Origin of the sequence: Bradyrhizobium australiense (genome assembly GCF_013114825.1) — a bacterium.
Lineage (GTDB): Bacteria > Pseudomonadota > Alphaproteobacteria > Rhizobiales > Xanthobacteraceae > Bradyrhizobium > Bradyrhizobium australiense.
In genome coordinates this window covers 1-23176 of sequence record NZ_JAAVLX010000003.1, presented here as the reverse complement: position 1 = coordinate 23176, position 23176 = coordinate 1, and the positions used below count along the sequence as shown (strand labels likewise).

The 23176-nt window shown below is 63.4% G+C and carries 21 protein-coding genes and 1 pseudogene; 12 read left to right on the top strand and 10 right to left on the bottom strand.

The window, feature by feature from the left end:
• Positions 1-89 precede the first annotated feature (89 nt).
• Positions 90-599 (bottom strand): GNAT family N-acetyltransferase, encoded by a 510-nt coding sequence (locus HCN58_RS07225; protein ID WP_108520852.1) that lies wholly within the window; start codon positions 597-599, stop codon positions 90-92.
• A 289-nt stretch (positions 600-888) separates the two neighbouring features.
• Between HCN58_RS07225 and HCN58_RS07220 the strand changes: the two genes are divergently transcribed.
• From HCN58_RS07220 to HCN58_RS07210, 3 genes and pseudogenes are all read left to right on the top strand, one after another.
• Complete coding sequence (locus HCN58_RS07220) at positions 889-1806, top strand: alpha/beta hydrolase family protein (RefSeq protein WP_171578690.1); 918 nt, start codon at positions 889-891, stop codon at positions 1804-1806.
• 21 nt (positions 1807-1827) lie between these two features.
• Positions 1828-2024 (top strand): annotated as a pseudogene (locus HCN58_RS07215) (DoxX-like family protein); the annotation flags it as partial.
• Between the two features lie 61 nt (positions 2025-2085).
• Positions 2086-2493: a thiol-disulfide oxidoreductase DCC family protein gene (locus tag HCN58_RS07210; protein WP_171578689.1), complete on the top strand. Its 408-nt coding sequence runs from the start codon at positions 2086-2088 to the stop codon at positions 2491-2493.
• Between the two features lie 113 nt (positions 2494-2606).
• On the opposite strand, the gene HCN58_RS07205 is transcribed toward HCN58_RS07210, so the two are convergent.
• From HCN58_RS07205 to HCN58_RS07195, 3 genes are all read right to left on the bottom strand, one after another.
• Entirely contained in the window at positions 2607-3866 is a 1260-nt protein-coding gene (locus HCN58_RS07205) for a flavin monoamine oxidase family protein (RefSeq protein WP_171578688.1), read from the bottom strand.
• A 166-nt stretch (positions 3867-4032) separates the two neighbouring features.
• On the bottom strand, positions 4033-5859 hold the full coding sequence (gene typA, locus HCN58_RS07200) for a translational GTPase TypA (RefSeq protein ID WP_171578687.1): 1827 nt from the start codon (positions 5857-5859) through the stop codon (positions 4033-4035).
• Positions 5860-6103: 244 nt separating this feature from the next.
• Complete coding sequence (locus HCN58_RS07195; protein WP_171578686.1) at positions 6104-6859, bottom strand: Crp/Fnr family transcriptional regulator; 756 nt, start codon at positions 6857-6859, stop codon at positions 6104-6106.
• A gap of 197 nt (positions 6860-7056) precedes the next feature.
• Between HCN58_RS07195 and HCN58_RS07190 the strand changes: the two genes are divergently transcribed.
• On the top strand, positions 7057-7437 hold the full coding sequence (locus HCN58_RS07190; RefSeq protein ID WP_171579505.1) for a response regulator: 381 nt from the start codon (positions 7057-7059) through the stop codon (positions 7435-7437).
• Positions 7438-7459: 22 nt separating this feature from the next.
• Here the strand turns inward: HCN58_RS07190 and HCN58_RS07185 are convergent, their stop codons facing one another.
• The gene (locus HCN58_RS07185; protein WP_171578685.1) at positions 7460-9037 is read right to left on the bottom strand and encodes an alkaline phosphatase D family protein; all 1578 of its coding nucleotides are present in this window, start codon (positions 9035-9037) and stop codon (positions 7460-7462) included.
• Positions 9038-9127: 90 nt separating this feature from the next.
• A complete protein-coding gene (locus HCN58_RS07180) occupies positions 9128-10558 on the bottom strand; it encodes a TAXI family TRAP transporter solute-binding subunit (protein WP_171578684.1) in 1431 nt (476 codons plus the stop codon).
• Between the two features lie 214 nt (positions 10559-10772).
• On the opposite strand from HCN58_RS07180, the gene HCN58_RS07175 reads away from it, so the two are divergent.
• Positions 10773-11078, top strand: a complete 306-nt coding sequence (locus HCN58_RS07175; RefSeq protein ID WP_171578683.1) for a 4a-hydroxytetrahydrobiopterin dehydratase — start codon at positions 10773-10775, stop codon at positions 11076-11078.
• Between the two features lie 106 nt (positions 11079-11184).
• Positions 11185-11571, top strand: coding sequence for a YkvA family protein (locus HCN58_RS07170; RefSeq protein WP_171578682.1), 387 nt, complete (start codon positions 11185-11187; stop codon positions 11569-11571).
• 10 nt (positions 11572-11581) lie between these two features.
• On the opposite strand, the gene HCN58_RS07165 is transcribed toward HCN58_RS07170, so the two are convergent.
• From HCN58_RS07165 to HCN58_RS07155, 3 genes are all read right to left on the bottom strand, one after another.
• Complete coding sequence (locus tag HCN58_RS07165) at positions 11582-12715, bottom strand: TAXI family TRAP transporter solute-binding subunit (RefSeq protein ID WP_376701156.1); 1134 nt, start codon at positions 12713-12715, stop codon at positions 11582-11584.
• A 64-nt stretch (positions 12716-12779) separates the two neighbouring features.
• The gene (locus HCN58_RS07160; RefSeq protein ID WP_171578680.1) at positions 12780-13964 is read right to left on the bottom strand and encodes a sel1 repeat family protein; all 1185 of its coding nucleotides are present in this window, start codon (positions 13962-13964) and stop codon (positions 12780-12782) included.
• A 237-nt stretch (positions 13965-14201) separates the two neighbouring features.
• Complete coding sequence (locus HCN58_RS07155; protein WP_171578679.1) at positions 14202-15176, bottom strand: NADPH:quinone oxidoreductase family protein; 975 nt, start codon at positions 15174-15176, stop codon at positions 14202-14204.
• 112 nt (positions 15177-15288) lie between these two features.
• Here HCN58_RS07155 and HCN58_RS07150 point away from each other — a divergent pair, with 112 nt between their 5' ends.
• The 6 genes from HCN58_RS07150 (at position 15289) to argG (ending at position 21333) form a co-directional block, all read left to right on the top strand.
• Positions 15289-16128 (top strand): SDR family oxidoreductase, encoded by an 840-nt coding sequence (locus HCN58_RS07150; protein WP_171578678.1) that lies wholly within the window; start codon positions 15289-15291, stop codon positions 16126-16128.
• A 218-nt stretch (positions 16129-16346) separates the two neighbouring features.
• Entirely contained in the window at positions 16347-16949 is a 603-nt protein-coding gene (locus HCN58_RS07145) for an invasion associated locus B family protein (protein WP_171578677.1), read from the top strand.
• 202 nt (positions 16950-17151) lie between these two features.
• Positions 17152-18351, top strand: a complete 1200-nt coding sequence (gene rlmN, locus HCN58_RS07140; RefSeq protein WP_171578676.1) for a dual-specificity RNA methyltransferase RlmN — start codon at positions 17152-17154, stop codon at positions 18349-18351.
• A gap of 108 nt (positions 18352-18459) precedes the next feature.
• Positions 18460-18951, top strand: a complete 492-nt coding sequence (locus HCN58_RS07135; protein WP_171578675.1) for a hypothetical protein — start codon at positions 18460-18462, stop codon at positions 18949-18951.
• A gap of 171 nt (positions 18952-19122) precedes the next feature.
• Entirely contained in the window at positions 19123-19884 is a 762-nt protein-coding gene (locus HCN58_RS07130; protein ID WP_171578674.1) for a phosphatase PAP2 family protein, read from the top strand.
• 111 nt (positions 19885-19995) lie between these two features.
• On the top strand, positions 19996-21333 hold the full coding sequence (gene argG, locus HCN58_RS07125; RefSeq protein ID WP_171578673.1) for an argininosuccinate synthase: 1338 nt from the start codon (positions 19996-19998) through the stop codon (positions 21331-21333).
• Between the two features lie 221 nt (positions 21334-21554).
• On the opposite strand, the gene HCN58_RS07120 is transcribed toward argG, so the two are convergent.
• Positions 21555-23176: OmpA family protein (locus HCN58_RS07120; RefSeq protein ID WP_171578672.1), on the bottom strand; the 1622-nt coding region annotated here is incomplete at its 5' end.

Genomic DNA, 23176 nt, shown 5'->3' with positions numbered 1-23176 from the left:
GGGCCTGACCGGCGTATCCATCATACTTTCAAGGGCGCTTTAGGAACGATGGATTGCCGGGTCAAGGCCCGGCAATGACGGCCGGAGCTTCAGTTGGTCCAGGCGAAAGCAACCTTGTCGAGCGATTTGGGCCCGAACTTCTCCGAGGAGCGGGCGACCATGCGGCCGCCGAGCGCGCGGTAAAATTCCGTCGCGGGATCGTTGTCGGATAGCGCCCAGATCACCATGCTCTTCAGCCCGCTCTGCATCAGATCGCGCCGGGCGGCGGTGAACAGGCGGCGGCCGAAGCCGAGACCCTGGAATTCCGGCCGCAGGTAAAGCTCGTAGATCTCGCCCTCGAAATGCAGGCTGCGGGCGCGGTTGCGGCCGTAATTGGCGTAGCCCGCGACCTTGTCACCGAACACCAGCACGCTGACGCGGCTGCCTTTGCGGATCGCGCTGTCCCACCATTGCGGGCCGCGACGGTTAATGAGTTTTTCGAGCTCGGCGCCGGGAATGATGCCCTGATAGGCAGAGCGCCAGGCTTCATCATGGGTAGACGCCACCGCGGCTGCGTCCGCAGCCTTGGCCGGTCGAACCTCGATCAGGGTTGTGCTCATATCCTGATCAAAGCAAGTCGGCGGGTCGGCTTCAAGGTCCATCGTTAATTATCGGTTAACCTGTGGATTTTCTGCATCAGTTTCTCACGTTGCTGTGCCGAAAGAGGACAAGGGGGCTGTCTCATCACGTGTTTTGCCGCGGCAATAGCGGCGGAATCGTTGTTAGAATCATTCAACCAAAAGGCACGGTGAACTCCGTTCACGGAAAAATGCGCTGGATTTGATTCGCCGGCGGTATTCTGCTGGTGAGTTCGCAATAGCCCCTCCCTCGGCTGTACCAGGCCAGTCCATGCCTCCGCTAACCACGCTTCTCGCGCTGGTCGCCGTTGTTGCGCTCGGCGCGCACACCGCGGCGGCGCAGCCGAGCCTTGGCGCGCAAGGACCGGAAAGCGAGCCTCATCGGCTGCAGCACTGGCTGGTACCTTCGCCCGATCCCGCAACTGCCGCGCACGCGATGCTGTTCAGGCCGCGCGGCGAGGGACCGTTTCCACTGGCCGTGATCGCGCATGCCACCACCCAGAACGTGTTGCGGCGGGCGCAGATGCCGCGACCCGAATATCGCGCGCTCGCCGCGTGGCTCGTGGCGCGCGGTTTTGCCGTGCTGGTGCCCGAACGCCCGGGCCATGGCGCGACGGGCGGCAAATACCTCGAGGATCAGGGCGGCTGCGACGAGGCTGATTACGCCAAGGCCGGCCGCGCCACGGCGGATGCGATCGCCACTGCCACCGGCTTCATACGCCAGCAGCCCTTCATCCGCTCCGAGGGCATGGTCGTGATCGGCCATTCGGCCGGTGCCTGGGGAGCCCTGGCGCTGGCCGGCGATGATCCGAAGAACGTTGCTGCCATCGTCGCGTTCGCGCCGGGGCGCGGCGGGCATGCCAATGATTTTCCCAACCGCGTCTGCGCGCCGCACACGCTGATGGCCGCCGCCGGCGAATTCGGCAAGGCCGCGCGCGTGAAAGTGACCTGGCTGGTGGCTGCAAATGACAGCTACTTTTCGCCCGCATTCTCGCGCCAACTGGCCGATGCGTTTCGCGCCGCCGGCGGCAAGGCCGATTTTCGCGTGCTGCCGGCCCATGGCAGTGAGGGCCATTGGCTGGTGGAAACTGAAGGCGGTGTAAGCCTAGCCGGACCTGAACTCGATCGTGCCTTGAAGGCGCGGTCCCGGTATCGCGTTTTTCCTGCTGATGGCCCATCGCAGCCGTGAGGTATCGCCCGCACGGCGGAGAGCATCGGCGTGCTGATCGCGTTCCGCCGCACCTCGGCATTTGGCCTGATCGCGGATATATTGCGTCGCTCGGCTATATGGTGGGCGCCGCAATCCTGACGCCGGATCCCTGGATCGAGCCGCTGGGCGCACCGGTGAAGACGGGACCGGCGATTGTGCTGATGCTGGTGGCGCTGCTGACATTGGATAACAGATAGCGTTTCCGAGCGAAGTGGGAACCGGTCGCGTGAAGGAAACGCGTCAAAACAAGGAGTGTGCATGAGCCGATGGCCCGATGATGACGTGATCCTCTATGACGGCGTTTGCGTCTTCTGCTCGCGCTGGGTCCGCTTCGTGGCAAACCGCGACGTCGAGCGGAGATTTCGTTTCACCGCGATCCAGTCGGCGTATGGCACGCGGCTGGCGCAGGCGTTTGGCATAGATCCCAAGGATCCCGACACCAATGCGGTGCTGCACGGCGGGGTGGCCTGGTTGAAGTCCGACGCGGCGTTGACGGTGCTGAGCCTGTTGCCGCGGTGGGGCTGGGTACGCGTGTTCTTCGCCGTGCCAAAGCCGCTGCGGGACGCCGTCTATAGCCTCGTCGCGCGCAATCGGTATCGGATCTTTGGGAAGTATGACAAGTGCTTCGTGCCGGATGCGGACATTCGGGCGCGGGTGATGGAGTAGGAAAGAAAGTCGCCTCAACCGTCATTGCGAGGAGCAAAGCGACGAAGCAATCCATCCATCCGTTATGCAGCGTGATGGATTGCTTCGCTTCGCTCGCAATGACGACGTCGACGTCAGCGCTTCGTCAACGCAGCCAATACCTCTTCCGCCGCCCGTTCCCCCGAATCCCTCGCACCATGCGCCGTCGTGAAAAACTCCGGCGAGGTCGCTTCGCCCGCAAAGAACAACCGGCCATCGACCGGGGCCGCGAGCACTGCCCGATCCCCCGCATGTCCCGGCAGCGCATGGGAATAGGAGCCGCGCGCGAAAGGATCATGCGCCCAGCGTGATTCCGCGAGCGGCTTCAGCTTGCGGCGAAAATCGTTGCCGAGAATCGAGACGATCTCGTCGATGCTTGTTGCAGCCAGCGCACCGGGGCCGGCGTCCTCCAGGCATTGCGCAAAGCGTCCGCCGAAAAAGCCTTCGATGCAGGGCTGGCCGAATGGACGGATGTGATAGGTGCCCATTTCGGTGCGCATGGTGGCGGCGCGCAGATTGCCCTCTACGGGAAGCGCCTCCGGCTCATCCACTGCCAGCGTCACCTTGTCGGCGAGGCCGAGCGGCAGGCCGCGCGCGGCATCGACTTTTTGCGGCAACGGCGGGTGAAAGCGGATCGCCTCGTCGGCGATCAGGCTGGTCGGCACCGTGATGATCACCTTGTCGGCAGTCAGCGTGCCGCGTGATGTCTCGATGCGGACGCGGTTGTCTGAATGATCGATCAACGTGACGGCGCAATTGAGCGCAAGCGGACACGCGGCGCCATAGGCCGCAATCAGCGCGCCATAACCGCGGCGGATGCGCCAGTTGATGTCGGTATCTTCATAGGCGTCCATGTCGAGGACGGAGACCTGATCGAGCTCGCAGCCGTTGACGTAAGTCGAGATCGCATCGATCATCGGGTTCCAGCGATTGCCGGGTTCGAGATAAAGGCTGGCGGCGCAGTCGTGGCCATTCTTCGCGACTTCCGCCGCCGCTACTTCGGCGCGATCGTAGAACGCATTGAGCGCGCGCATGAAGTCGTCGCGCTCTGCTTGCGGAAATGCCTTGCCGTGAGCGCGCTCGCGCCAGGGCGGCAGTGACCTGTTGATCTCGAAGCCGAACTGTTCGGCGATTTTGACAAAAGAATTCTCATCCGCCGAATGCAGCCAGCCGCAGCCGACGTCGAAGGTGACGTCAGGCGACGCCATGATGGTGTAGGCGCGGCCGCCGACGCGGTCACGCGCTTCCAGCACGATGACGGAGAGGCCGGAATTTTTCAGTGCGTTCGCGGCGCCGAGGCCGGCGGCGCCGGCACCGATGATGGCGACATCGACGGAAGAGGGGAGGGAGGTCATGCGTCGCATCTAGCATGTTCGGAGGCAGGTCTAAAGCCGCCGCATCCACAGATGTCATCATCCGCGAAAGCGGATGATCCAGTACGCCGCGGCCCCTCGGCTCAATCTCAGGATTTCGTGATTACTGGATGCCCCGCCTTCGCGGGGCACGACAGCAGTTCTAGCCTTACGCCACTGCTTCCTTGGCCTTTTCAGCGCGCTTGCGGTCGTTGGCGTCGAGGAACTTCTTGCGCAGGCGGATCGACTTCGGAGTCACTTCAACCAGCTCGTCGTCCTCGATATAGGCCAGCGCCTTTTCCAGAGTCATCCTGATCGGGGGCGTCAGGCGCACCGCTTCGTCCTTGGAGGTGGTGCGGATGTTGGTGAGCTGCTTGCCCTTGAGCACGTTGATCTCGAGATCGTTGTCGCGGGTGTGCTCGCCGACGATCATGCCCTTGTAGACCTTCCAGCCCGGCTCGATCATCATCGGGCCGCGGTCTTCCAGCTTGAACATCGCGTAAGCCACCGCTTCGCCCTGGTCATTGGAGATCAGGACGCCATTGCGGCGGCCCTGGATGTCGCCCTTATAGGGCGCATAGCCGTGGAACAGGCGGTTCATGATCGCGGTGCCGCGGGTATCGGTGAGCAGTTCGCCCTGGTAGCCGATCAGGCCGCGGGTCGGCGCGTAGAACACCAGGCGCAGGCGGTTGCCACCGGAGGGGCGCATCTCGATCATCTCGGCCTTGCGCTCGCTCATCTTCTGCACGACGACGCCGGAATGCTCCTCGTCGACGTCGATCACGACTTCCTCGATCGGCTCCTGCCACTGGCCGGTGGCTTCGTCCTTCTGCAGCACGACGCGCGGACGCGACACCGAGAGTTCAAAACCTTCGCGACGCATGGTCTCGATCAGGATCGCGAGCTGCAATTCGCCGCGGCCCGACACTTCCATGGAGTCCTTGTCGGTGGCCTCCACCACCCGCAGCGCGACATTGCCTTCGGCTTCGCGCAACAGGCGGTCGCGGATCATACGGCTCGTCACCTTGTCGCCCTCGGTGCCGGCGAGCGGGGAATTGTTGACGATGAACGACATCGACACCGTCGGCGGATCGATCGGCTGCGCCACCAGCGGCGTTTCGACGGAAGGATCGCAGAAGGTGTCGGCGACGGTGCCCTTGGTGAGGCCCGCGATAGCGACGATGTCGCCGGCTTCGGCTTCATCGAGCGGGGTGCGCTCGATGCCGCGGAAGGCGAGGATCTTTGTGATACGCCCTTGTTCGATGGTCTTGCCGTCAGCGCCCAATACCTTCACCTGCTGGTTCGGCTTGATGGCGCCCGAGGTGATGCGGCCGGTGATGATGCGGCCGAGATAGGGGTTCGCTTCCAAAATGGTGCCGATCATCCGGAACGGGCCTTCTTCGACGCTCGGCGGCGCGACGTGGCGCACGATCAGGTCGAACAGTGGCTGCATGCCGGCATCGTGCGAGCCGTCCGGGCTCTCGGCCATCCAGCCCTGCTTGGCCGACCCGTAAAGAATCGGGAAATCGAGCTGCTCCTCGCTGGCATCAAGCGCGGCGAACAGATCGAACACCTCGTTGATGACTTCGGTCGGACGCGCGTCGGGGCGGTCCACCTTGTTGATGACGACGATCGGCTTCAGCCCGACCTTGAGCGCCTTGGAGACCACGAATTTGGTTTGCGGCAGCGGGCCTTCGGCGGCGTCGACCAGCACCAGGGCGCCATCTACCATGTTCAGGATACGCTCGACCTCGCCGCCGAAATCGGCGTGGCCGGGGGTGTCGACGATGTTGATGCGGGTGTCCTTCCACTGCACCGAGGCGGCCTTGGCCAGAATGGTGATGCCGCGCTCGCGCTCCAGATCGTTGGAGTCCATCGCGCGCTCGGTGACCTTCTGGTTCTCGCGATAGGTGCCGGATTGCTGCAGCAGGCGGTCGACGAGGGTGGTCTTGCCGTGGTCGACGTGGGCGATGATGGCGACGTTGCGAAGGTTCATGGCTGTTCTTCTGGTCGTGCATGTGGAGGCGCGATCTCACCGGAAAACCGGGACCCACTTTTCCGGATCGCCCTCAAAGCCTGGAATGCGAACGGGGCCATGGCTCAAACCTGGCCCCAAAAAGGAAGCCCGGCCAAAAGGACCGGGCACACCTTGCGCGTTGCGGCGCAATATATTCAGAAAACGCCAAAAAACAATGGTTCGTTTGGCATTTGGTTAGCCGATTTGGGACCTGGCCGGGACCTCAATTGCCCACTTCGGGGTCGGGATAGACCCCGCGCAAAACCTCGTCGAAATGGGCTTTGACAGCCTCATTGCAGCGGCAGGACCTGTTCCGCAGCGTATTCCGGTCACGGACCAGGATCGAGCCGCGCCGGGTCTCCAGCGTGCCTTCCATCCTGAAAGTCTGAATAACCCGGCTGGTGTAAGAGCGGCCGACGCCGAGCAGGGTCGCCAATTGCTCATGGGTCAGCGGCACGATGTCCTCGCCATCGGTGCGTTCCATCGCCGAAATGATCCATTTCGCGGTGCGCTGCTCGATCGAATGGATCGCGTTGCAGGCGGTGGACTGGAAGATCTGCGCCAGCATGCAATCGGCATAGCGCGCGAAGATGTTGTTCAATGAACGCGATTTTAATTTCGCCGCATCAAGCCTACCGACCGGCAGCCGCACGAAAGGTCCGGCGAATTTGACGGTGATGCGGGTATAAGCCGGTAGAAACCCTTGGCTGACGATGCCGCCGACGGCGCCTTCGCGGCCGATCAGGATGGTCTCGACGTCGCGCCCGTCCTCGTTCGGAACCATGTAGGACACGAGGCTGGGGCCGCAGGGAAAGTGCACGATCTCGACGTCGTCGCCGGGATTGTAGAGAAGGTCGTTCGGCTGGGCGTCAACGAAGACAAGGTGCGGTTCGACCAATCCGTAATCGGCATCATTCAATCGCCGCAGCAGATTGTTGAACGGCCGTACTCCGGCCGTCACGTCTGGTCTCGTGAGCATCAGGGGATTCCTGTTCCGATCCGACTATAATCGGTTTGTCGCCGCTCATGTGTTCACTAGTGGACAGACGCTACAACGAACATGTGATGGTTTCAGTTCCGGAACCGGCGATGCGCTTCTTGCGAGGCATTTGCCATCCGCCGATCCCCTTCGGCCTGGAATCCGATCAAAAGCTGAACCTTGGAACAGGCGAGAACATGGACCGCGCCTCCTTTGATGGCATGCCCTGCGACGTGCTGGTCGTCGAAGACGATCCGATCATCGCACTCGATTTCGAAGATACCATTCTGGGTTTTGGCGTGAAGAGGGTGCGGATCGCCGCGAACGTGGCCAAGGCGCTCGAACTGATCGCCCATCGGCCGCCGGAATTTGCGCTGCTCGACGTCAGCCTTATCCGCGAAAAGAGCTTTGCCATCGCCGAGCGGCTGGAGGTATTGAAGATTCCGTTTGCCTTCGTCACCGGCTATGGCGCGGACGCTCTGCTGCCGGCGGCATTCGCTGCGAAGCCGCGGCTGCCAAAACCCTGTTCGACCGAAGCGCTTGAGGCGCTGCTGAAAAACAGCCGCATGATGCCTTGAGCAGTTGCCGCGGGCGCGGCAACTACACCGGCTTAGGATCGAGCGTGGTCGACCACAGCGCAACATCGGCGCGATCGCGCAAAGTCACCGTCATCTGCCCGCTGCCGCCATCGATCTTGACATGGCCGAAGAACTGCATTCCGGCCGATGGCGGCAGGTTTTGATTGCCGGGCCCCGGCGCCTTGATGAACTTCACTTCGGGACCGAACGTGTTGTCGAGTTCGTTCGGGCCGAAGGTGCCGGCGTGCAGCGGCCCGGCGACGAACTCCCAGAACGGATCGAATTCCCCGAACTGCGCCTTGTCGGGACTGTAATAATGCGCGGCGGCGTAGTGCACATCCGCCGTCAGCCACACGGTGTTGACGACGCCCGACGCCTTGATGAAACGCAGGAGGTCGGCGATTTCCAGCTCGCGGCCGCGCGGCGGGCCGTCGCTTTGTGCAACGGCCTCCGAGCCCTTCTTGTTGCGCGCATCGTCATAGACGATGAGGCTGAGCGGCATGTCGGATGCGATCACCTTCCACATGGCGCGCGAATTCAACAGCTCTCGTTTCAGCCAGGCGAGTTGCTCGGGGCCAAGGAAATAGCTTTCGGGTCCGTAGGCGGTCTCCTGGTTCGAGCCATTCGGTCCGCGATAGCTGCGCTCGTCCAACATGAACACGTCGAGAAGCGGGCCGTAATGGAGCGTGCGGTAGACCCGTCCCGGCTCCGTGATGCTCGCGCGGATCGGATACATCTCGTGGAAGGCGCGCGCTGAGCGGGCGGCGAGCAGGGCGATGTTGCGCTCCTTGTAGGCGGCAGGCAATTCCTTGGAGGACGACCAGTTGTTGACGACTTCGTGGTCGTCCCACTGCACGAAAACCGGCACCTCGGCATTGAACGCGCGCAAATGCTCGTCCATGAAATTGTATTTGTGCGCGGCGCGAAATTCGTCGAGCGTTTCGGCGACCTTTGCTTTCTCGGGCATCGTCAGGTTCTTCCAGACCTTGCCGTCGGCAAGCGTCACCTCGCTCTTGATCGGGCCGTCGGCATAGATGGTATCGCCGGAGTGCAGCAGGAAATCCGGGCGATGCTTGCGCATGGTGGCGAAGGTGAACATACCGCCGTCATCCGGGTTGATGCCCCAGCCCTGTCCGGCAACGTCGCCGCTCCAGACGAAGCTGACGTCGCGGCGGTCGCTGGGTGCGGTGCGAAACCGCCCGACCATCGGCTCGCTCTCGACGCCGGTATGCGCGAGGTCGCGAAACCGGACGCGATAGAAGATCTCCTGTCCGCCAGGCAGGTTCTCCAGCAGCATTTTCGCAGTGAAGTCGCTTTCGGGCAGCGCGGCGATCGGTGGCAACGCCCGTGCGCCGGCAAAGGATTCGTTGGTGGCGACCTCGACCAGCATTTGGGAGGCCCGATCCGCGCGCGCCCATACCACGCCGCCGTCAGCGCCGACATCGCCGGATTGCACACCGGAGGTAATGATTGGCCGGTCGGCGGCGCGGCTGAGATAGGGCATTGCGAGCGCGCCGATAGCTCCGGCGCCCGCGGTGGCGAGGAAACGACGCCGCGAAATTCCGCGACGGCAAATGCTGTGGGGATTTCTGAACCTCATGCAGGCCTCTTCCGGATCTGGCGGGGATGCAATGATAGCACCGTCAGACCTAGAAAGAATTGATGACGGTTCGATTACCGGATCGGCAGATCAGGCGTTGCCGGCCGCGCGGAATTGCGCGCTTGCGCGCTGCAGGTTTTGCGGCATGCTCAGCAGCAGCGCCTTGCGGTCGGCGACCGCGTTGTGGAATTGCTCGATCGCGATGTTGAAAGCGGTCAACGTGCCTTCTTCGATCGTGCCGTGTTCGTAGCACAGCAGCGTGTGGCGCAGAATGTCGTCCGCTTCCGCCTGCATCTGGTCGAGCTCGTCCATTGCATCACACTGGCGGGCGGCGCTGAGCATGTCGAGAAGCCGGTCGCGCTGCGATGTGTTGACGTTGCGCTCTTCCTTCTTGAGATAGCCGGCAAACCAGGCGCCCGCCGAGCCCATCGCCGACATCGCCATCAACGCCCACCAGATATAATCGCTGTAGCGGTCGAGGAACGTCTTTTCCTCGCCGTCGACAAAGGCGGCGGCGCCGGGATGCACGGGGATCGTGGCGTCCTTGTCGGTGTCGGGCGTCTCGATCTTTGCGGCGAGCGGAAATTCGTTCTTCAGGTTTTGCCGGATGGCGAACAGTTGGCGGGTAAAGGCGGCGATGGTCGATTCCGAAATGCCTCTGCGCGCCACGATGTGATGCGCGAAACTGATGGTCTTGACCTCTGCCTCGGGCTTGTCCGGCGCGCCGCCAAAGGTCCCGGCGGGAATTTCGGAAGCCTCGTAGGCGGGGTGGTTCTGCGCAATCGCCTCCGCCGAATCGATCGCCAGGAATTTCGGCGTGCCGCCGTCGCGCGTCGAAGCCGCGATCGCGTCCGAAGTGATTTTGCTGTTGACCGGGCCGGCCGCGAGATAGGCATCCGCCTTCTGGTTGCGAATGGCTTCCGCGGCCTCGTTGGCCGGAAACTGAACGATCTCGACCTTGTCGGGATCGACGCCGTATTGCCGCAGGATCACCTTGAGTAAATTGACATTGGCCTGGGTGCGGCCGACCACGCCGATGCGACGGCCGGTGAGCTGCGTAATCTTCGTGATTTCGGCCGCGCCCTTCTTGCCCTTGGCAGCCTTGACCTTGCCGGTTGACGGCACCCATAACACCGCGACGTTCTTGCGCAGCGTTGCCACAGCCTGCGCGTTCTTCGGCACATCGAGATCGCCGCGGATGATGGCGAGATCAGCTTTGCCTTCGCCGAGCAGATTGGCGCTCGCGAGCGCGCCGTCAGTTTGCACCGGACGCAGCCGGACCTGGCTGTTTCGAGGATTATTGAAGGCCTGCGCTAGATTCTGGACGACCTTGAGATCATCGCTGTTGGCAGGGCCGACCGCGATGCGCAACGTCACTGGCCGCATCGCAAAGTAATAGCCGGCGGCCAGCGCGCCGATGACGGCCAGCACGCCGGCCAGCGTCACGAATGTCAGCCGTCTTTTCGCAGAGCGGAGCGAGGGTGCGGCCGGCGTTTCCGCAGAATGGGGGCCGTCGGTCATCAATCCCTGTACGTTTGAGGGTGAAATTTTACGCAGCCGGCACGCTTCGGCGCGCATTCTAGCAAATTTTCTCGCGGAACCTTTGTTACATCTCTGTCATGGTTACCGGGGTGCGGGACCCCACTGGACGTGCCTTGCTTGCCTATTTGGGAGTGGGATCCCCGAAGCGGCCTTGGGTGTTAGGGTGGCAGGCTGATCAAGCGCGGAGGCGATCATGGCGGAACGGCTGTCGGCGGAAGCGCGAAAATCGGCGCTGGCGGAACTGCCTGGCTGGTCGGAAACGGCCGGCCGCGAGGCGATTGCCCGCACGTTCACTTTCAGGGACTTCAACGAAGCGTTCGGATTCATGTCCCGCGCCGCGCTGGTGGCGGAAAAGAACGACCATCATCCGGAATGGAAGAACATCTACAAGACGGTGGAAGTGGTGCTGGCGACCCATGACGCCGGCGGCGTCACCAGGCGCGATATCAATCTGGCCAAGGCCATGAACGCCATCGCCGGGCAATTGGGAGTCACCTGAGGTCACCTCGCCGCGATCTTGCGGCGGCGGCCGGACATCCCCAATTCTTCGTCCATACATGTTGGCCGCGGCGATCTGCCGCGCCGGATGCGAGGGGAGCGCCGCGATGGCATCGTCCGATCACACCGTGGGTTTTGAGCCGGCCGACCGGCTGGCGCAGGACCGCGAGAGTGTGCGCCGGCGCTTCTGGATCAAGCTCAAGCGGGTGGTGGCGCAGCTTCCCTTCGCCGAGGATTTGCTCGCGGCTTACTATTGTGCGTTCGACAAAGAGACGCCACGTCACGTGCAGGCGGCGCTGCTCGGCGCTGTCGCCTACTTCATCCTGCCGTTCGATTTTATGCCGGACGTGCTGCCGTTGTTGGGCTTTACCGATGATGCCGCTGTGCTGGCCACCGCCATCCGCATGGTCGCGGGCCACATCACCGAGGAGCATCGCGATGCCGCCCGCGCTGCGCTGAAGCGCGGGATCGACACTGCTGAAGCGACGGAATAGCAACGCCCAGCTAGCGCGAGTGGACCTGCGCCTTGGCATTGCGCTCGGCTTCCCAGGCCTGGAACTGCTTGAACAGGGCTTCCTTGTCCGCGTCCGTCTTCACGTTTGCCGCCGTGGCCGGGCTCTGTTTCAGGAATTCATCGAACCTGGCGCGCGTCACGGCTTCGACGTTGTGGCTCTTCAGCCATTGCTCGGCGACCGGCAGGCGCTGCCAGTCCGGCAACGGCGCGGCCAGCGAGACTTCTTTCCATTTCGGATGGAACGGCGGGTTTTGGAACGTCGGAAACTTTGTGAAAAAGGCGTCCACGAACAGGGCCAGCTTGCGGTAGCGGTCGGTGTTGGGTGCCCAGTTATAGGCTGCGAGCACTGCAGGGACGGCAATGGTGTCGACCTTCGCTCCTTCGGCGATCAGGTTGGGATAGTCCTTCGAGGTCAGTACCGCGGGCAGATAGTCGCCCTGCAACGGCCGCGCATAGTCGACCGGAACCAGGTGGAAGCGATTGTCATTGAAATTGCTGACCGATTTGTACGGCTTGCCGCCGACGGCAATCACTGCGTCAATCTCGCCGGCCCGCATTTTCTCCATCGCGATGCGCTGCTCGATGTAGACGAAGTTCGGCTTGAGGCCGAGCCGTTCGAACACGACCGCGGCGGTCACGAAGGTGCCGCCGTTGGGAAGGTCGACGCTGACCTTCTTGCCGTTGAGCTGGCTGATGTTGGTCACCGATTTCGACGCGATGACGTACATCTCTTCATTGTAGAGCTTCGTCACGTAGGTGAATTGCTTCTTGATGTCCTTGGCGAAGCCCTTCTTCTCGAGATAGTCGAGCGTGTCGGCACGGACGATACCGAGGTCGACGCCCTGCAGGAACAGGATGTCGGCTACGCTCTGCACGGAGCCGCGCCCGACGATCGGAAGTACGCGTAACTTGTTTCCGTCGTCGAGCACGGAAGCGAGGTCGGCACCGAACTGCACATAGGTGCCGCCGATCGTTCCCGAGATCAGCGTAACTGTATTGGCGTTCAGCGCCTGCTTGGTTGCGACCGAACCGAACTGGAAAATGGCTTTAAGACTTTCGCTGACCTTGGCCGGATCGTATTCCGTCTCCGCGGCCTGGGCCGTCGGGCCGCAAGCTATGGTCATGGCAAGCAATGCCACTCCAAACAACTGTCGCATGTATCCCTCTGCGCTGATCTAGAGTGATTGATTAGTTCTGTAATTGACCTAGTCGCCGCCTCGCATCGGCCGAACCGAGCTGCGCGGCTTTCTGATACCAGAGCTTCGCCTGCGCCGGATCGGGCGTGACGCTCCGCAAATCCTGGCTGCCCAGCACCTGCGGATCATACGTTCCCGCGAGCATCAGCGCGGCCTCCACCTCCTGCGCGTCCGCAGCCCGTTCGAGCAGCAGCCGGGCGGAGGTGATGTCACCGATCGCAAGCAGGCTCTTCGCCCGGTTCAACAGCGCCGCCAGTTCGTCCGGATCGATGCGTCTCGCCGGAGCCACCTCGCGTGCCACCGGAACGGGCTCACGCACCGCCGGAGCGACCGCGGCCACCGGGGTCGCCGGAGATGCCTCACGGGCAGCCTCGCGCGCCACCGGCTCAGGCACGGCGACCTTGCCCTTCAGTGCGCTCTGATAGGCGGCGGTAATTTCGTCGCGCGTCGGTGACGCCGATGCCAGGGCGGTGGGCGGCGTGCGGCGAGCGGCTGCCATCTCCGCGCCGGATGGTTCGGCGGCGAGCGGCGGCGCGGCCACGCGCGGCTGCGGTGCCGGCTCCGGTACCGCCGCGGCGAGCTGGGCGGCTGGCGGGGCGCTGCCGACACCGCCGCCGAGCGAGGCGTTGAAGATGACGGCACGCGTCGAGTCGATCGAAAACAGTGCGAGAACGGCCGCGATCGCCGATACCACCACGACACCGGTCACGATGCGTCCGGCGCGCGCCTTTTTCAACCCGCCGCTGCCGAACCTGCCGCTGCCGAACGTATATTCGGAAAGCTGCTGGTGCGACTCCTCCTCGTAGTTGGAGAGGAAAAGCGGCACCGGCTCGTGTGGCGGGAGCTCGTCCGGCAGCACATCGGTTCGCTCAAACGACGGCGCAAAAGGCTGCGCATATTGGGGCTGCTCATATTGAGACTGTTCGTATTGCGGCTGTTCGTATCGGGGCTGCTCGTACCGAAGCTGTTCGTAACGAGATTGATCGGCCTCATACAACCGAGGATCGCTGATGGCTTCGTCGAACCTGTCGAACGGATCCCTTGCCTGAACGGGCCTGGTATTCTCCACCATGGTGATGCTCCCCATTACCTTACGCAACCGACGGGCGTCCCCTGCACCTGCTTCTTGCTCTTGTTGACGTACAGGGGCCCCTTTACCGCCCGTAAAGTCGCACACGGAATGGGTTCAAAAAACGACGGTAACCGGTGCGAATTGGGAGATATTTTGGTATGATTGAGGCGAAGAAGCGGCATCCTGCCGTTTCAGAACACGCATTGTTACCGAGAAACTATATCGGTGAGATGAAATTCGTGCCGTTGACGCGAAAAGAGACATGCGTCGCTGGTCCGCGCATCGCACGGACCGCCCCCCTCTTCCGAGTGAACGACCAAATTCGACAGCTGATCCCGCACCTCAGGGATGCAGGATCACCTTGCCCATCGCTTTGCGGCCGGCGAGCACTTTCAGTGCTTCGGCGGTTTGCGCCAGCGGAAAGGTGCGGTCGACATGCGAGGAGATCTTGCCTTCCGCCGTCCACTTCACGAGCTTTTCCAGGTTGGCGCGGTTCTTCTCGGGATTGACCCTGGTCCAGGCGCCCCAGAACACGCCGCGGATATCGCAGCCCTTGAGCAGCGCCAGGTTGAGCGGCATCTTCGGAATGTCGCCCGCCGCAAAGCCGATCACCAGGAAGCGGCCTTCCCAGGCGATCGAGCGCAAGGCGGCTTCGGCGTATGTGCCGCCGACCGGATCGAAGATGATGTCGACGCCCTTGCCTCCGGTGAGCCGACGCAGGCCTTCTTTCAGGTCTTCCTTGCTGTAGTTCAGCGTCAGCTCGGCGCCATGCGCCTTGGCAAATTCGAGTTTCTCGTCCGACGATGCGCAGGCGATCACCTTCAGGCCCATCAGCTTGCCGAGCTCGCAGGCCGCAAGGCCGGTGCCGCCGGCAGCGCCCAGCACGGCAAGCGTCTCGCCGGGTTTCGGGCTGGCGCGATCTTCCAGGGCGTGCAGCGCGGTGCCGTAGATGATGATGATGCCGGCGGCGCGATCAAAATCCAGATTGTCGGGAATCTTCACGATGGAATTTGCCGGCAGCGCGATCTTTTCACGTGCGCCGTTATGGCCGCACGACGCCACCACGCGGTCGCCAACCCTCAGATCGCCCACACCAGCGCCGACGCTTTCGATCACGCCGGCGACTTCGGCGGCCGGCGAAAACGGGAACGGCGGCTTGATCTGGTACTTGCCTTGGATCATCAGGATATCGAAGAAATTCAACGCTGCGGCCTTGATCGCGATCACGGCCTGTCCCGGTTCGGCTACGGGATCGGGCACGTCGGCCAGCACGAGATCGTCCGGTTGGCAATATTGCGAGCAGAGAATGGCTTTCATGGATACACCTGATTTCGGACCAACAAGGAGCTGACTGCTTCATGCCGGATTTGAAGCCGGGCTACAATCCGATTCGGACGCATGACTCGCGCCGGTGAAGGGGGTTCAAACGATGTTTGAAAAAGGTCTGCTGGCGGGAAAGCGGATATTGGTCACCGGTGGCGGCTCGGGGCTTGGTGCTGCGATGGGACGCCGCTTCGTCGAACTCGGCGCCGAGCTCGTCATCTGCGGCCGACGGCTCGAATTGCTCGAGGCAACTGCCGCGCAGATGCGCGCGGAACTCGGCGGCAAGGTCATAGTAGCGCAATGCGATATCCGCGACGGCGCCGCGGTCGATGCCATGATGGAAGAGATATGGCGTGAGGCGCCGATCGACGTGCTGGTCAACAATGCCGCCGCGACCTTCATCGCGCAGTCCGAGCACCTGTCGTTCCGCGCCGCGGATGCGATCCTGGCGCCGACGCTGCACGGCACGATGTATTGCACGCTCGCCGCGGGCAGGCGCTGGATCGACGGAAAACGCAAAGGTGTAGTGCTGAGCATACTCTCGACTTCGACGATCACCGGCCGCGCCTTCACGGTGCCGTCGGCGATGGCGAAGTCAGCGGTGCTCGCGCTGACCAAAAGCCTCGCGGTGGAATGGGGACCCAAGGGTGTGCGTACGGTCGCGATCGCGCCCGGCGCGTTTCCGACGCCCGGCGCTTCGGGTCAGCTTCGTCCTGAAGGCCGCGACGAAAGCTGGTCGCAACGTAATCCTCTAGGCCGCGCCGGCGAGCATGGCGAACTTGCTGACCTGGCGAGCTTTCTGATTTCGGATCAGGCCGGCTACATCAATGGCGAGATGGTAGTGCAGGATGGCGGCGCGCATTTGCGCAGTTCCGGTGCGGAGGATCTGCTGCAATGGACCGATGCGCAGTGGCAGAAGCAGCGCGAGCGCCGTTCCAAGGACTGAGTTGAAACCTGCGCTCTGAATTTGAAGAGACTTGTGACGATGGGTCACCACGGCGGTGAGTAACATGGTAACTGCTTCCCAAAAAAGCATTTCCCGGCTATCCATTTCCGCTCGGCGCGATGCGCTCTCGGGCCATCTTCCAGTCACAATGATGAGGGAACCAGTTGTCCGTGTTGCGAATACTGACATTTCTGGTTGCGATTGCGGCGTTGTGTGGGATGACCTCCCACGCAAAGGCACAGGGCGCTGCTTCGAAGGGCGCCAAGGAAACGGCCAAGGAAGCGCCCAAGCCCGCGCCCGCACCGGCGGCAAAGCCAACGACCGCCAAACCTTCGAAGCAGGAACCGGCTGCAGCCGCGGCCGCAGGCGGCGCCGAGCCTAACTTGATCGGTCAGTACGGCACCTGGGGCGCCTACACGGCGACGCCGAATGGCAGGAAGGTTTGCTTCGCGCTGGCGAAGCCGTCCTCGTCGAAAACCAATCCGCCGAATCGTCCGCGCGATCCCGCCTACGCCTTCGTCTCGACGCGTCCGGCAGAAAAGGTCTTCAACGAGGTTTCGATCATGATCGGCTACGCGCTGAAGCCGGGCTCGGAATCCTCTCTCGAGGTCGGCGGCTCGTCCTATGCGATGTATACCCAGGGCGATGGGCTCTGGATCAAGAACGCCGCGGAGGAAGAGCAGATGGTCAATGCCATGCGCAAATCCGCCGAGGTCACCGTCAAGGGCATCTCTGCCAAGGGCACCGAGACTACGGACGTGTTCTCGCTGAAGGGGCTGTCCCAGGCGCTCGACCGGCTGGCCCAGGATTGCAAGCGCTAGACGGCTTTTAAACCCGGAATGACGTTGTTTGTGGGCTCTGGAAGGCCTATTTAAGTGCTTCGTAGAGTGGGCCAAAGGCGCGAAGCGCCGTGCCCACCATTAATATTTGCGGTGGGCACTGCGGAGTTTATCATCGGGCGCGCATTCGCGCGACCCGGTGGCTTTGCCCACCCTACGCCGCCCGAACATCTCGTGTGAATTAATGACGCTTTCATCTTCCGTGGCGCCGCTGGAGAAGGTTCCGCTCGAAACCTACGTGCCGCCGGCAAAACCCTCGCTGATCGGGCTGTCGCGCGCCGAGATCGCCGACCGCCTCGGCGAGATCGGCGTAGCGCCTGCGCAACGCAAGATGCGCACGCAACAGCTCTGGCACTGGATGTATTTTCGCGGCGCCAAATCCTTTGCGGAGATGACCAGCGTCTCCAGGGACATGCGCGCGCAGCTCGAGCAGCATTTTACCGTCGACCGCCCCGAGGTGGTCGCCGAGCAGATCTCCAATGACGGCACCCGCAAATGGCTGTTGCGCCTGCCGAGCGGCGACACGTTCCAGAAGGCGCATGAGGTCGAATGCGTCTACATTCCCGAAACCGATCGCGGCACGCTCTGCGTTTCCTCGCAGGTCGGCTGTACGCTGAACTGCTCGTTCTGTCACACCGGCACGCAACGGCTGGTGCGCAATCTCACCGCGGGCGAAATCGTCGGCCAGATCATGGTGGCGCGCGACCGTCTCAACGACTGGGCCGATCGCGAGACGCCGACCGGCAGCCGCCTCGTCACCAACGTCGTCATGATGGGGATGGGCGAGCCGCTTTATAATTTCGACGCGGTGCGCGATGCGCTGCTGATCACGGCCGACAACGAAGGCATCGGCATTTCCCGCCGGCGCATCACGCTGTCTACCTCGGGCGTGGTGCCGAACATCATCCGCACCGGCGAGGAAATCGGCGTCATGCTGGCGATCTCGCTACATGCGGTGCGCGACGAGTTGCGCAACGAGCTGGTGCCGCTGAACCGAAAATATCCGATTGCCGAATTGCTGCAGGCCTGCCGCGATTACCCGGGCTCGTCGAACGCGCGGCGCATCACCTTCGAATATGTGATGCTCAAGGGCGTCAACGACTCCCTTGACGACGCCAAGCTGCTGGTCAAACTGCTCAAGGGCATTCCGGCCAAGATCAACCTGATCCCGTTCAACCCGTGGCCGGGTTCGCGTTACGAGTGCTCGGACTGGGAGCAGATCGAAAAGTTCTCCGAATATATCTTCAACGCCGGCTATTCCTCGCCGGTGCGCACGCCGCGCGGTCGCGACATCCTCGCCGCTTGCGGACAGTTGAAGTCGGAGACGGAAAAACTGTCCGCCCGCGAACGCCAGGCGCTACGCGCCATGGCGATGACGGATTGAGATGGGTCCCGCCGTCATTGCGAGCGAAGCGAAGCAATCCATCTCTCCGCGCGCCGAGAGCTGGATTGCTTCGTCGCTTGCGCTCCTCGCAATGACGCTGCGTATGCCATGGCACTAATCGGCCGCATCTTCCTCGTCCTGTTCGCTTTCCTCGCCGCCTGCTTCGTGGCGGGCATGATCGTGGTCGGCGCCGTGCTGTATCCTGAGTTCAGCGATCTCGGCGGCGGACCGATCGATCAGGGCGCACTGAATGTCGTGCTCGGCTTCGGCTTCATCTTCCTGTCCGGCTTTGCGCTGCTGCCGGCGCTGGTGGTCGTGCTCATCACCGAAGCGTTCCATATCCGCAGCGTACTCGCTTACGCGGTCGGCGGCGCAATCGTCGGCGCGGCCTGCTATCTCGGGCTCATTCCCTTCGACGCCGAAACGCTGCGCTTCGACGGCATCGTGCACCGCCACCTCGAAATCATGACCGGAGCCGGCATTGTGGCAGGTGTCGTCTACTGGATGATCGCGGGCCGATCCGCCGGCGCCTGGCGCAAACCGCCGCCTCCGTTGCGGCCTCCGCCGCCATTGCCGTCGAACTCGCGGCCGCTGTCGTGATGCAGAGTACGGCCGTCATTGCAAGGAGCGACAGCGACGACTTGTCTGCCTAGCTCGAAGAGCGAGGCCGGAAGCAGTCAATTCTGTCTGCGGATGAGGAAATGGATTGCTTCGCTTCGCTCGCAATGACGGGGGTTTTCATCCCCAATCGCCTCGGCTAAACCCCGCGCCATGAACCGTACCGGACTTATTATCGCGTTGGGCTTGTCGCTCGTCATCGGACTGCTGTTTGGAATTTTTCCCGAACTCGATCTGAAGCTGGCGGCGTTGTTTTACGATGCCGCGAGCGCCTCGTTTCCGTTGAAGGGACGCGGGATTGCCGCATTTGCGCGCGATGCAGCGATGTGGGTCGCGTGGGCGCTGGCGCTGCCGGCCCTGATCGCGATCATCGCGAAGCTGCTGCGGCCGGACCGGCCGATGCTGGTTCCGGGACGCGCGGCGGTATTCCTGCTGGTCACGATACTGCTATCGGCGGTCGTGCTGACCAACCTCACCTTCAAGAGCTATTGGGGCCGGCCGCGGCCGGTGGTGGTGACGGAATTCGACGGTCCCTGGGAATTCAAGCCGTGGTGGGATCCGCGCGGCGCCTGCGGGCGCAACTGCTCGTTCTTCTCTGGCGAGGGCGCCACAGCGTTCTGGACTTACGCACCCGCAGCCCTGACGCCGCCCGCCTGGCGGCCCTTGGCCTACGCGGCGGCGACCCTGTTCGGTGTCACGACCTCTGTGCTGCGAATGGCGTTCGGCGGGCATTTCTTCACCGATGTTGCAGCCGCTGGCCTCGTCAGTTTTTTTGTGATCTGGCTGGCCTATGCCTGGATTTACCGCTGGCCGTCGACGAGGCTCACGGATGCGCAAATCGAAGCCGCGCTGGCGCGCTGGGGCCGGCCCGGCTATCGCCTATGGCAGCGCTGGCGCGGCCGCGAGGCGGGATAACCCGACCTCAGCCGCGACACGCCATTAAACGCGTGCCCAGCAGCGCGAAATTTGATATTCGCGCCCTCAAGCCGCAAACCACATCCGCCATTTCGACCGATTGGAAGCTCGATGAGTACCATCCTGAAAAGCCTGCCCAAGGGGGAAAAAGTCGGCATCGCTTTCTCCGGCGGCCTCGATACCAGCGCGGCATTGCTCTGGATGAAGCAAAAGGGCGCGCGCGTCTTTGCCTATACCGCGAACCTCGGCCAGCCTGACGAAGCGGACTACGACGAGATCCCGCGCAAGGCGCTCGAATTCGGCGGCGAAAAGGCCCGGCTCGTGGATTGCCGTACCCAATTGGTCCACGAAGGGATTGCCGCCATCCAGTCCGGCGCCTTCCACGTCTCTACCGGCGGCATCGCGTATTTCAACACGACGCCGCTCGGCCGCGCCGTGACCGGCACGATGCTGGTGGCGGCCATGAAGGAGGACGGCGTCAACATCTGGGGTGATGGCTCCACCTTCAAGGGCAATGATATCGAGCGGTTTTATCGCTACGGCCTGCTGACCAATCCGAGCTTGCGAATTTACAAGCCTTGGCTCGACCAGCAGTTCATCGACGAACTCGGCGGCCGCGCGGAAATGTCGGCGTTCATGACCGCCAACGGATTCGCCTACAAGATGAGCGCCGAAAAGGCGTATTCGACCGACAGCAACATTCTCGGTGCTACCCACGAGGCCAAGGATCTCGAGCGTCTCGACAGCGGCATCAAGATCGTCAACCCGATCATGGGCGTGCCGTTCTGGCGCGACGACTGCGCCGTCACGACCGAACAGGTCGTCGTGCGTTTTGAGGAGGGCCAGCCCGTCGCGCTGAACGGCCAGACATTCACTGACCCGGTCGCGCTGTTTCTCGAAGCCAACACCATCGGCGGCCGGCATGGCCTCGGCATGAGCGACCAGATCGAGAACCGGATCATCGAGGCCAAGAGCCGCGGCATCTACGAGGCGCCCGGTATGGCGCTGCTGCACATCGCCTACGAGCGCCTGGTCACCGGCATCCACAACGAAGACACCATCGAGCAGTACCGGATCAGCGGCATGCGCCTTGGCCGGTTGCTCTATCAGGGGCGATGGTTCGATTCGCAGGCTCTCATGCTGCGCGAAACCGCCCAGCGCTGGGTGGCGCGCGCGGTCACCGGCGAGGTGACGCTCGAATTGCGCCGCGGCAACGACTATTCGATCCTGAACACCGAGAGCCCCAATCTGACCTATCAGCCGGAGCGGCTGAGCATGGAGAAGGTCGAGGATGCCGCGTTCTCGCCGGCCGATCGTATCGGCCAGCTCACCATGCGCAACCTCGACATCGCGGATACCAGAGCCAAGCTGAAGCTCTACGGAGACACCGGCTTGCTGTCAGCTGCGGAAGGCTCCGACATCTTCAAGCTCGAGAGCGACAAGAGCTGAGGCGGGCGCTGAGTTTCACGGCAGTAGCCCGGATGGAGCCAACGGGTCGCGCGAATGCGCGCCCGATGACAGGCTCCGCGAAATCCGGGGTTCTGCATATGCGGATCGATCTGCCCCGGATTGCGCTTCGCTCCATCCGGCTACGGGTCTACGAATCTCGCAATGACGAATAAAAATAGCCGGGATTGCTCCCGGCCATTTTCATTTTGTAACCGCATGCCTCAGCGCGGCGGCGCGGTGCCGGGCGGGGGCGGCGGCAGCGAGGCCTGCCCGCCGTTGAGCAGCGGCGTGATGTTGCGGATGGTGACGCGCCGGTTGATCGCGCTCGGCCCGTCGGTCTGCTCCTTCAGGTACTGCTCGCCGTAGCCCTGCGAGGTCAGGTTTTCCGCCGGCACGTTGAACTGCTGCGTCAGCAAGGTGGCCGCGGATTCCGCGCGGCGATCCGACAGCGACAGATTGTCGACGTCGTTCCCGACCGCGTCGGTGTGACCCTCGATCAGGAACACCGCCCGCGGATTCTGCTGGATCGCCCGGTTGAGGCCGTCGGCAATCACCTGCAGCTTCGCCGCCTGATCGGGCGGGATTTCCCACGATCCGGTTTCGAAGTTGATGGTGTTGACGTCGATGCTCGGCATGCGCTGGCGCACGGTCGGGCTGTAGCGGATTTCGTCCAGCGTATAACGCCGTTCGATCCGGTCCACCGGCGGCGCCATCAAGGTGTCATAGATCACCTCCGGTGCCGCTTCCTCGGCGTCGACGATGTAGCGGTTGTAGGGGATCCGGATCGTCGGCGGCGGCAGCGCGACATAGAAGCCGCCGACCGCGCGCGGATCGCGGTAGCTGTTGTCGATGATGATAATCTCGCGGCCGCGCTGGTCGCGACGGATCCGGCGCAGCAACTCGCCGTCGCGGCCCATCACGGTGATGACCTGGGTGCCGTCGGGTCTGATGACGACGGTGCGGGTCTCGCCGCCGACGGTCTGGGTCTGGATATCACGTGCGCCATAGCGGAAGCGCTCCAGCTCGTTATGACGGACATATGCCTGTCCGCCGGGATCGCGAACGATGATCCGGCCGGGTTCGGTAATGACCGTGCGGCCGCCTTGCTGAACTTCGCGGCGCTGGCCGCGGAAGTCGTCGAGGCGCTGCGGTCCTGTAGCCTGGGTGCCCGGGGCGATCACCCTGAGCCCCTCTTGAGGCGGAGGAGGTGCCGGCAATGGTGCCGTGACCTGAGGTGCACGCTGGAAGGCCGGCGCAACGGTCGGCGGTGCGTTCTGGGCCCGGCCGGCCGGCGGCGTGGCGGCCGGAGCACCTGGCACGGCGGTCGGTGCTGCGGGAGCGGTCGTGGTGCCCGGCGCGGCGGGGGCTCCGGCACTGGGTGCAGGACTCGTTGTCGGCGCGGGTGTCGTCGTCGCTCCGCTGGGCGCACCCGGAGGCGGCGTGCCGGGACGCGCCGTCGGCGCGGTTGGCGCAGCCGTAGGCGCACCCGCAGCCGGAGGCGTTGCGGGCGGTGCGCCAGGGCGCGGCGGGGCGGCCGTGCTTCCGCCGGGCGGAGGGGCGGTCGTCGGCGACGTAGTTGGAGCCGGTGCCGCCGGCGTGGCGGTCGGCGCCGGCGAAGGCCTTGCGCCGGCCGGCGGGGGCGGCGGCACGGGAGACGGCGTTCCCTTCTGGGAGGAAGGGGGTGGAGGCGTCGGCGTGGGTGTCGCCGGCTGCTTCGGCGCAGCGGGAGCTGCCGCCGGTGGCGGAGGCGGCGGTGGGGTTGGGCGCGCAGGCGCCGCCGCTGGAGGTGGTGGTATCGGAGTCGGACGCGCCGGTGCCGCCGCCGGAGGTGGCGGTGTCGGAG

Excerpts from the sequence above, each read along its gene's own strand:
- argG (WP_171578673.1), top strand. The coding sequence starts at position 19,996 with ATGAGTACCATCCTGAAAAGCCTGCCCAAGGGGGAAAAAGTCGGCATC.
- rlmN (WP_171578676.1), top strand. The coding sequence starts at position 17,152 with ATGACGCTTTCATCTTCCGTGGCGCCGCTGGAGAAGGTTCCGCTCGAA.
- HCN58_RS07220 (WP_171578690.1), top strand. The coding sequence starts at position 889 with ATGCCTCCGCTAACCACGCTTCTCGCGCTGGTCGCCGTTGTTGCGCTC.
- HCN58_RS07210 (WP_171578689.1), top strand. The coding sequence starts at position 2,086 with ATGAGCCGATGGCCCGATGATGACGTGATCCTCTATGACGGCGTTTGC.
- HCN58_RS07145 (WP_171578677.1), top strand. The coding sequence starts at position 16,347 with ATGACCTCCCACGCAAAGGCACAGGGCGCTGCTTCGAAGGGCGCCAAG.
- HCN58_RS07225 (WP_108520852.1), bottom strand. The coding sequence starts at position 599 with ATGAGCACAACCCTGATCGAGGTTCGACCGGCCAAGGCTGCGGACGCA.
- HCN58_RS07165 (WP_376701156.1), bottom strand. The coding sequence starts at position 12,715 with ATGACCATAGCTTGCGGCCCGACGGCCCAGGCCGCGGAGACGGAATAC.
- HCN58_RS07135 (WP_171578675.1), top strand. The coding sequence starts at position 18,460 with ATGGCACTAATCGGCCGCATCTTCCTCGTCCTGTTCGCTTTCCTCGCC.
- HCN58_RS07150 (WP_171578678.1), top strand. The coding sequence starts at position 15,289 with ATGTTTGAAAAAGGTCTGCTGGCGGGAAAGCGGATATTGGTCACCGGT.
- HCN58_RS07175 (WP_171578683.1), top strand. The coding sequence starts at position 10,773 with ATGGCGGAACGGCTGTCGGCGGAAGCGCGAAAATCGGCGCTGGCGGAA.
- HCN58_RS07190 (WP_171579505.1), top strand. The coding sequence starts at position 7,057 with ATGGACCGCGCCTCCTTTGATGGCATGCCCTGCGACGTGCTGGTCGTC.
- HCN58_RS07155 (WP_171578679.1), bottom strand. The coding sequence starts at position 15,176 with ATGAAAGCCATTCTCTGCTCGCAATATTGCCAACCGGACGATCTCGTG.
- HCN58_RS07205 (WP_171578688.1), bottom strand. The coding sequence starts at position 3,866 with ATGACCTCCCTCCCCTCTTCCGTCGATGTCGCCATCATCGGTGCCGGC.
- HCN58_RS07130 (WP_171578674.1), top strand. The coding sequence starts at position 19,123 with ATGAACCGTACCGGACTTATTATCGCGTTGGGCTTGTCGCTCGTCATC.
- HCN58_RS07170 (WP_171578682.1), top strand. The coding sequence starts at position 11,185 with ATGGCATCGTCCGATCACACCGTGGGTTTTGAGCCGGCCGACCGGCTG.
- HCN58_RS07180 (WP_171578684.1), bottom strand. The coding sequence starts at position 10,558 with ATGACCGACGGCCCCCATTCTGCGGAAACGCCGGCCGCACCCTCGCTC.
- typA (WP_171578687.1), bottom strand. The coding sequence starts at position 5,859 with ATGAACCTTCGCAACGTCGCCATCATCGCCCACGTCGACCACGGCAAG.
- HCN58_RS07185 (WP_171578685.1), bottom strand. The coding sequence starts at position 9,037 with ATGAGGTTCAGAAATCCCCACAGCATTTGCCGTCGCGGAATTTCGCGG.
- HCN58_RS07195 (WP_171578686.1), bottom strand. The coding sequence starts at position 6,859 with ATGCTCACGAGACCAGACGTGACGGCCGGAGTACGGCCGTTCAACAAT.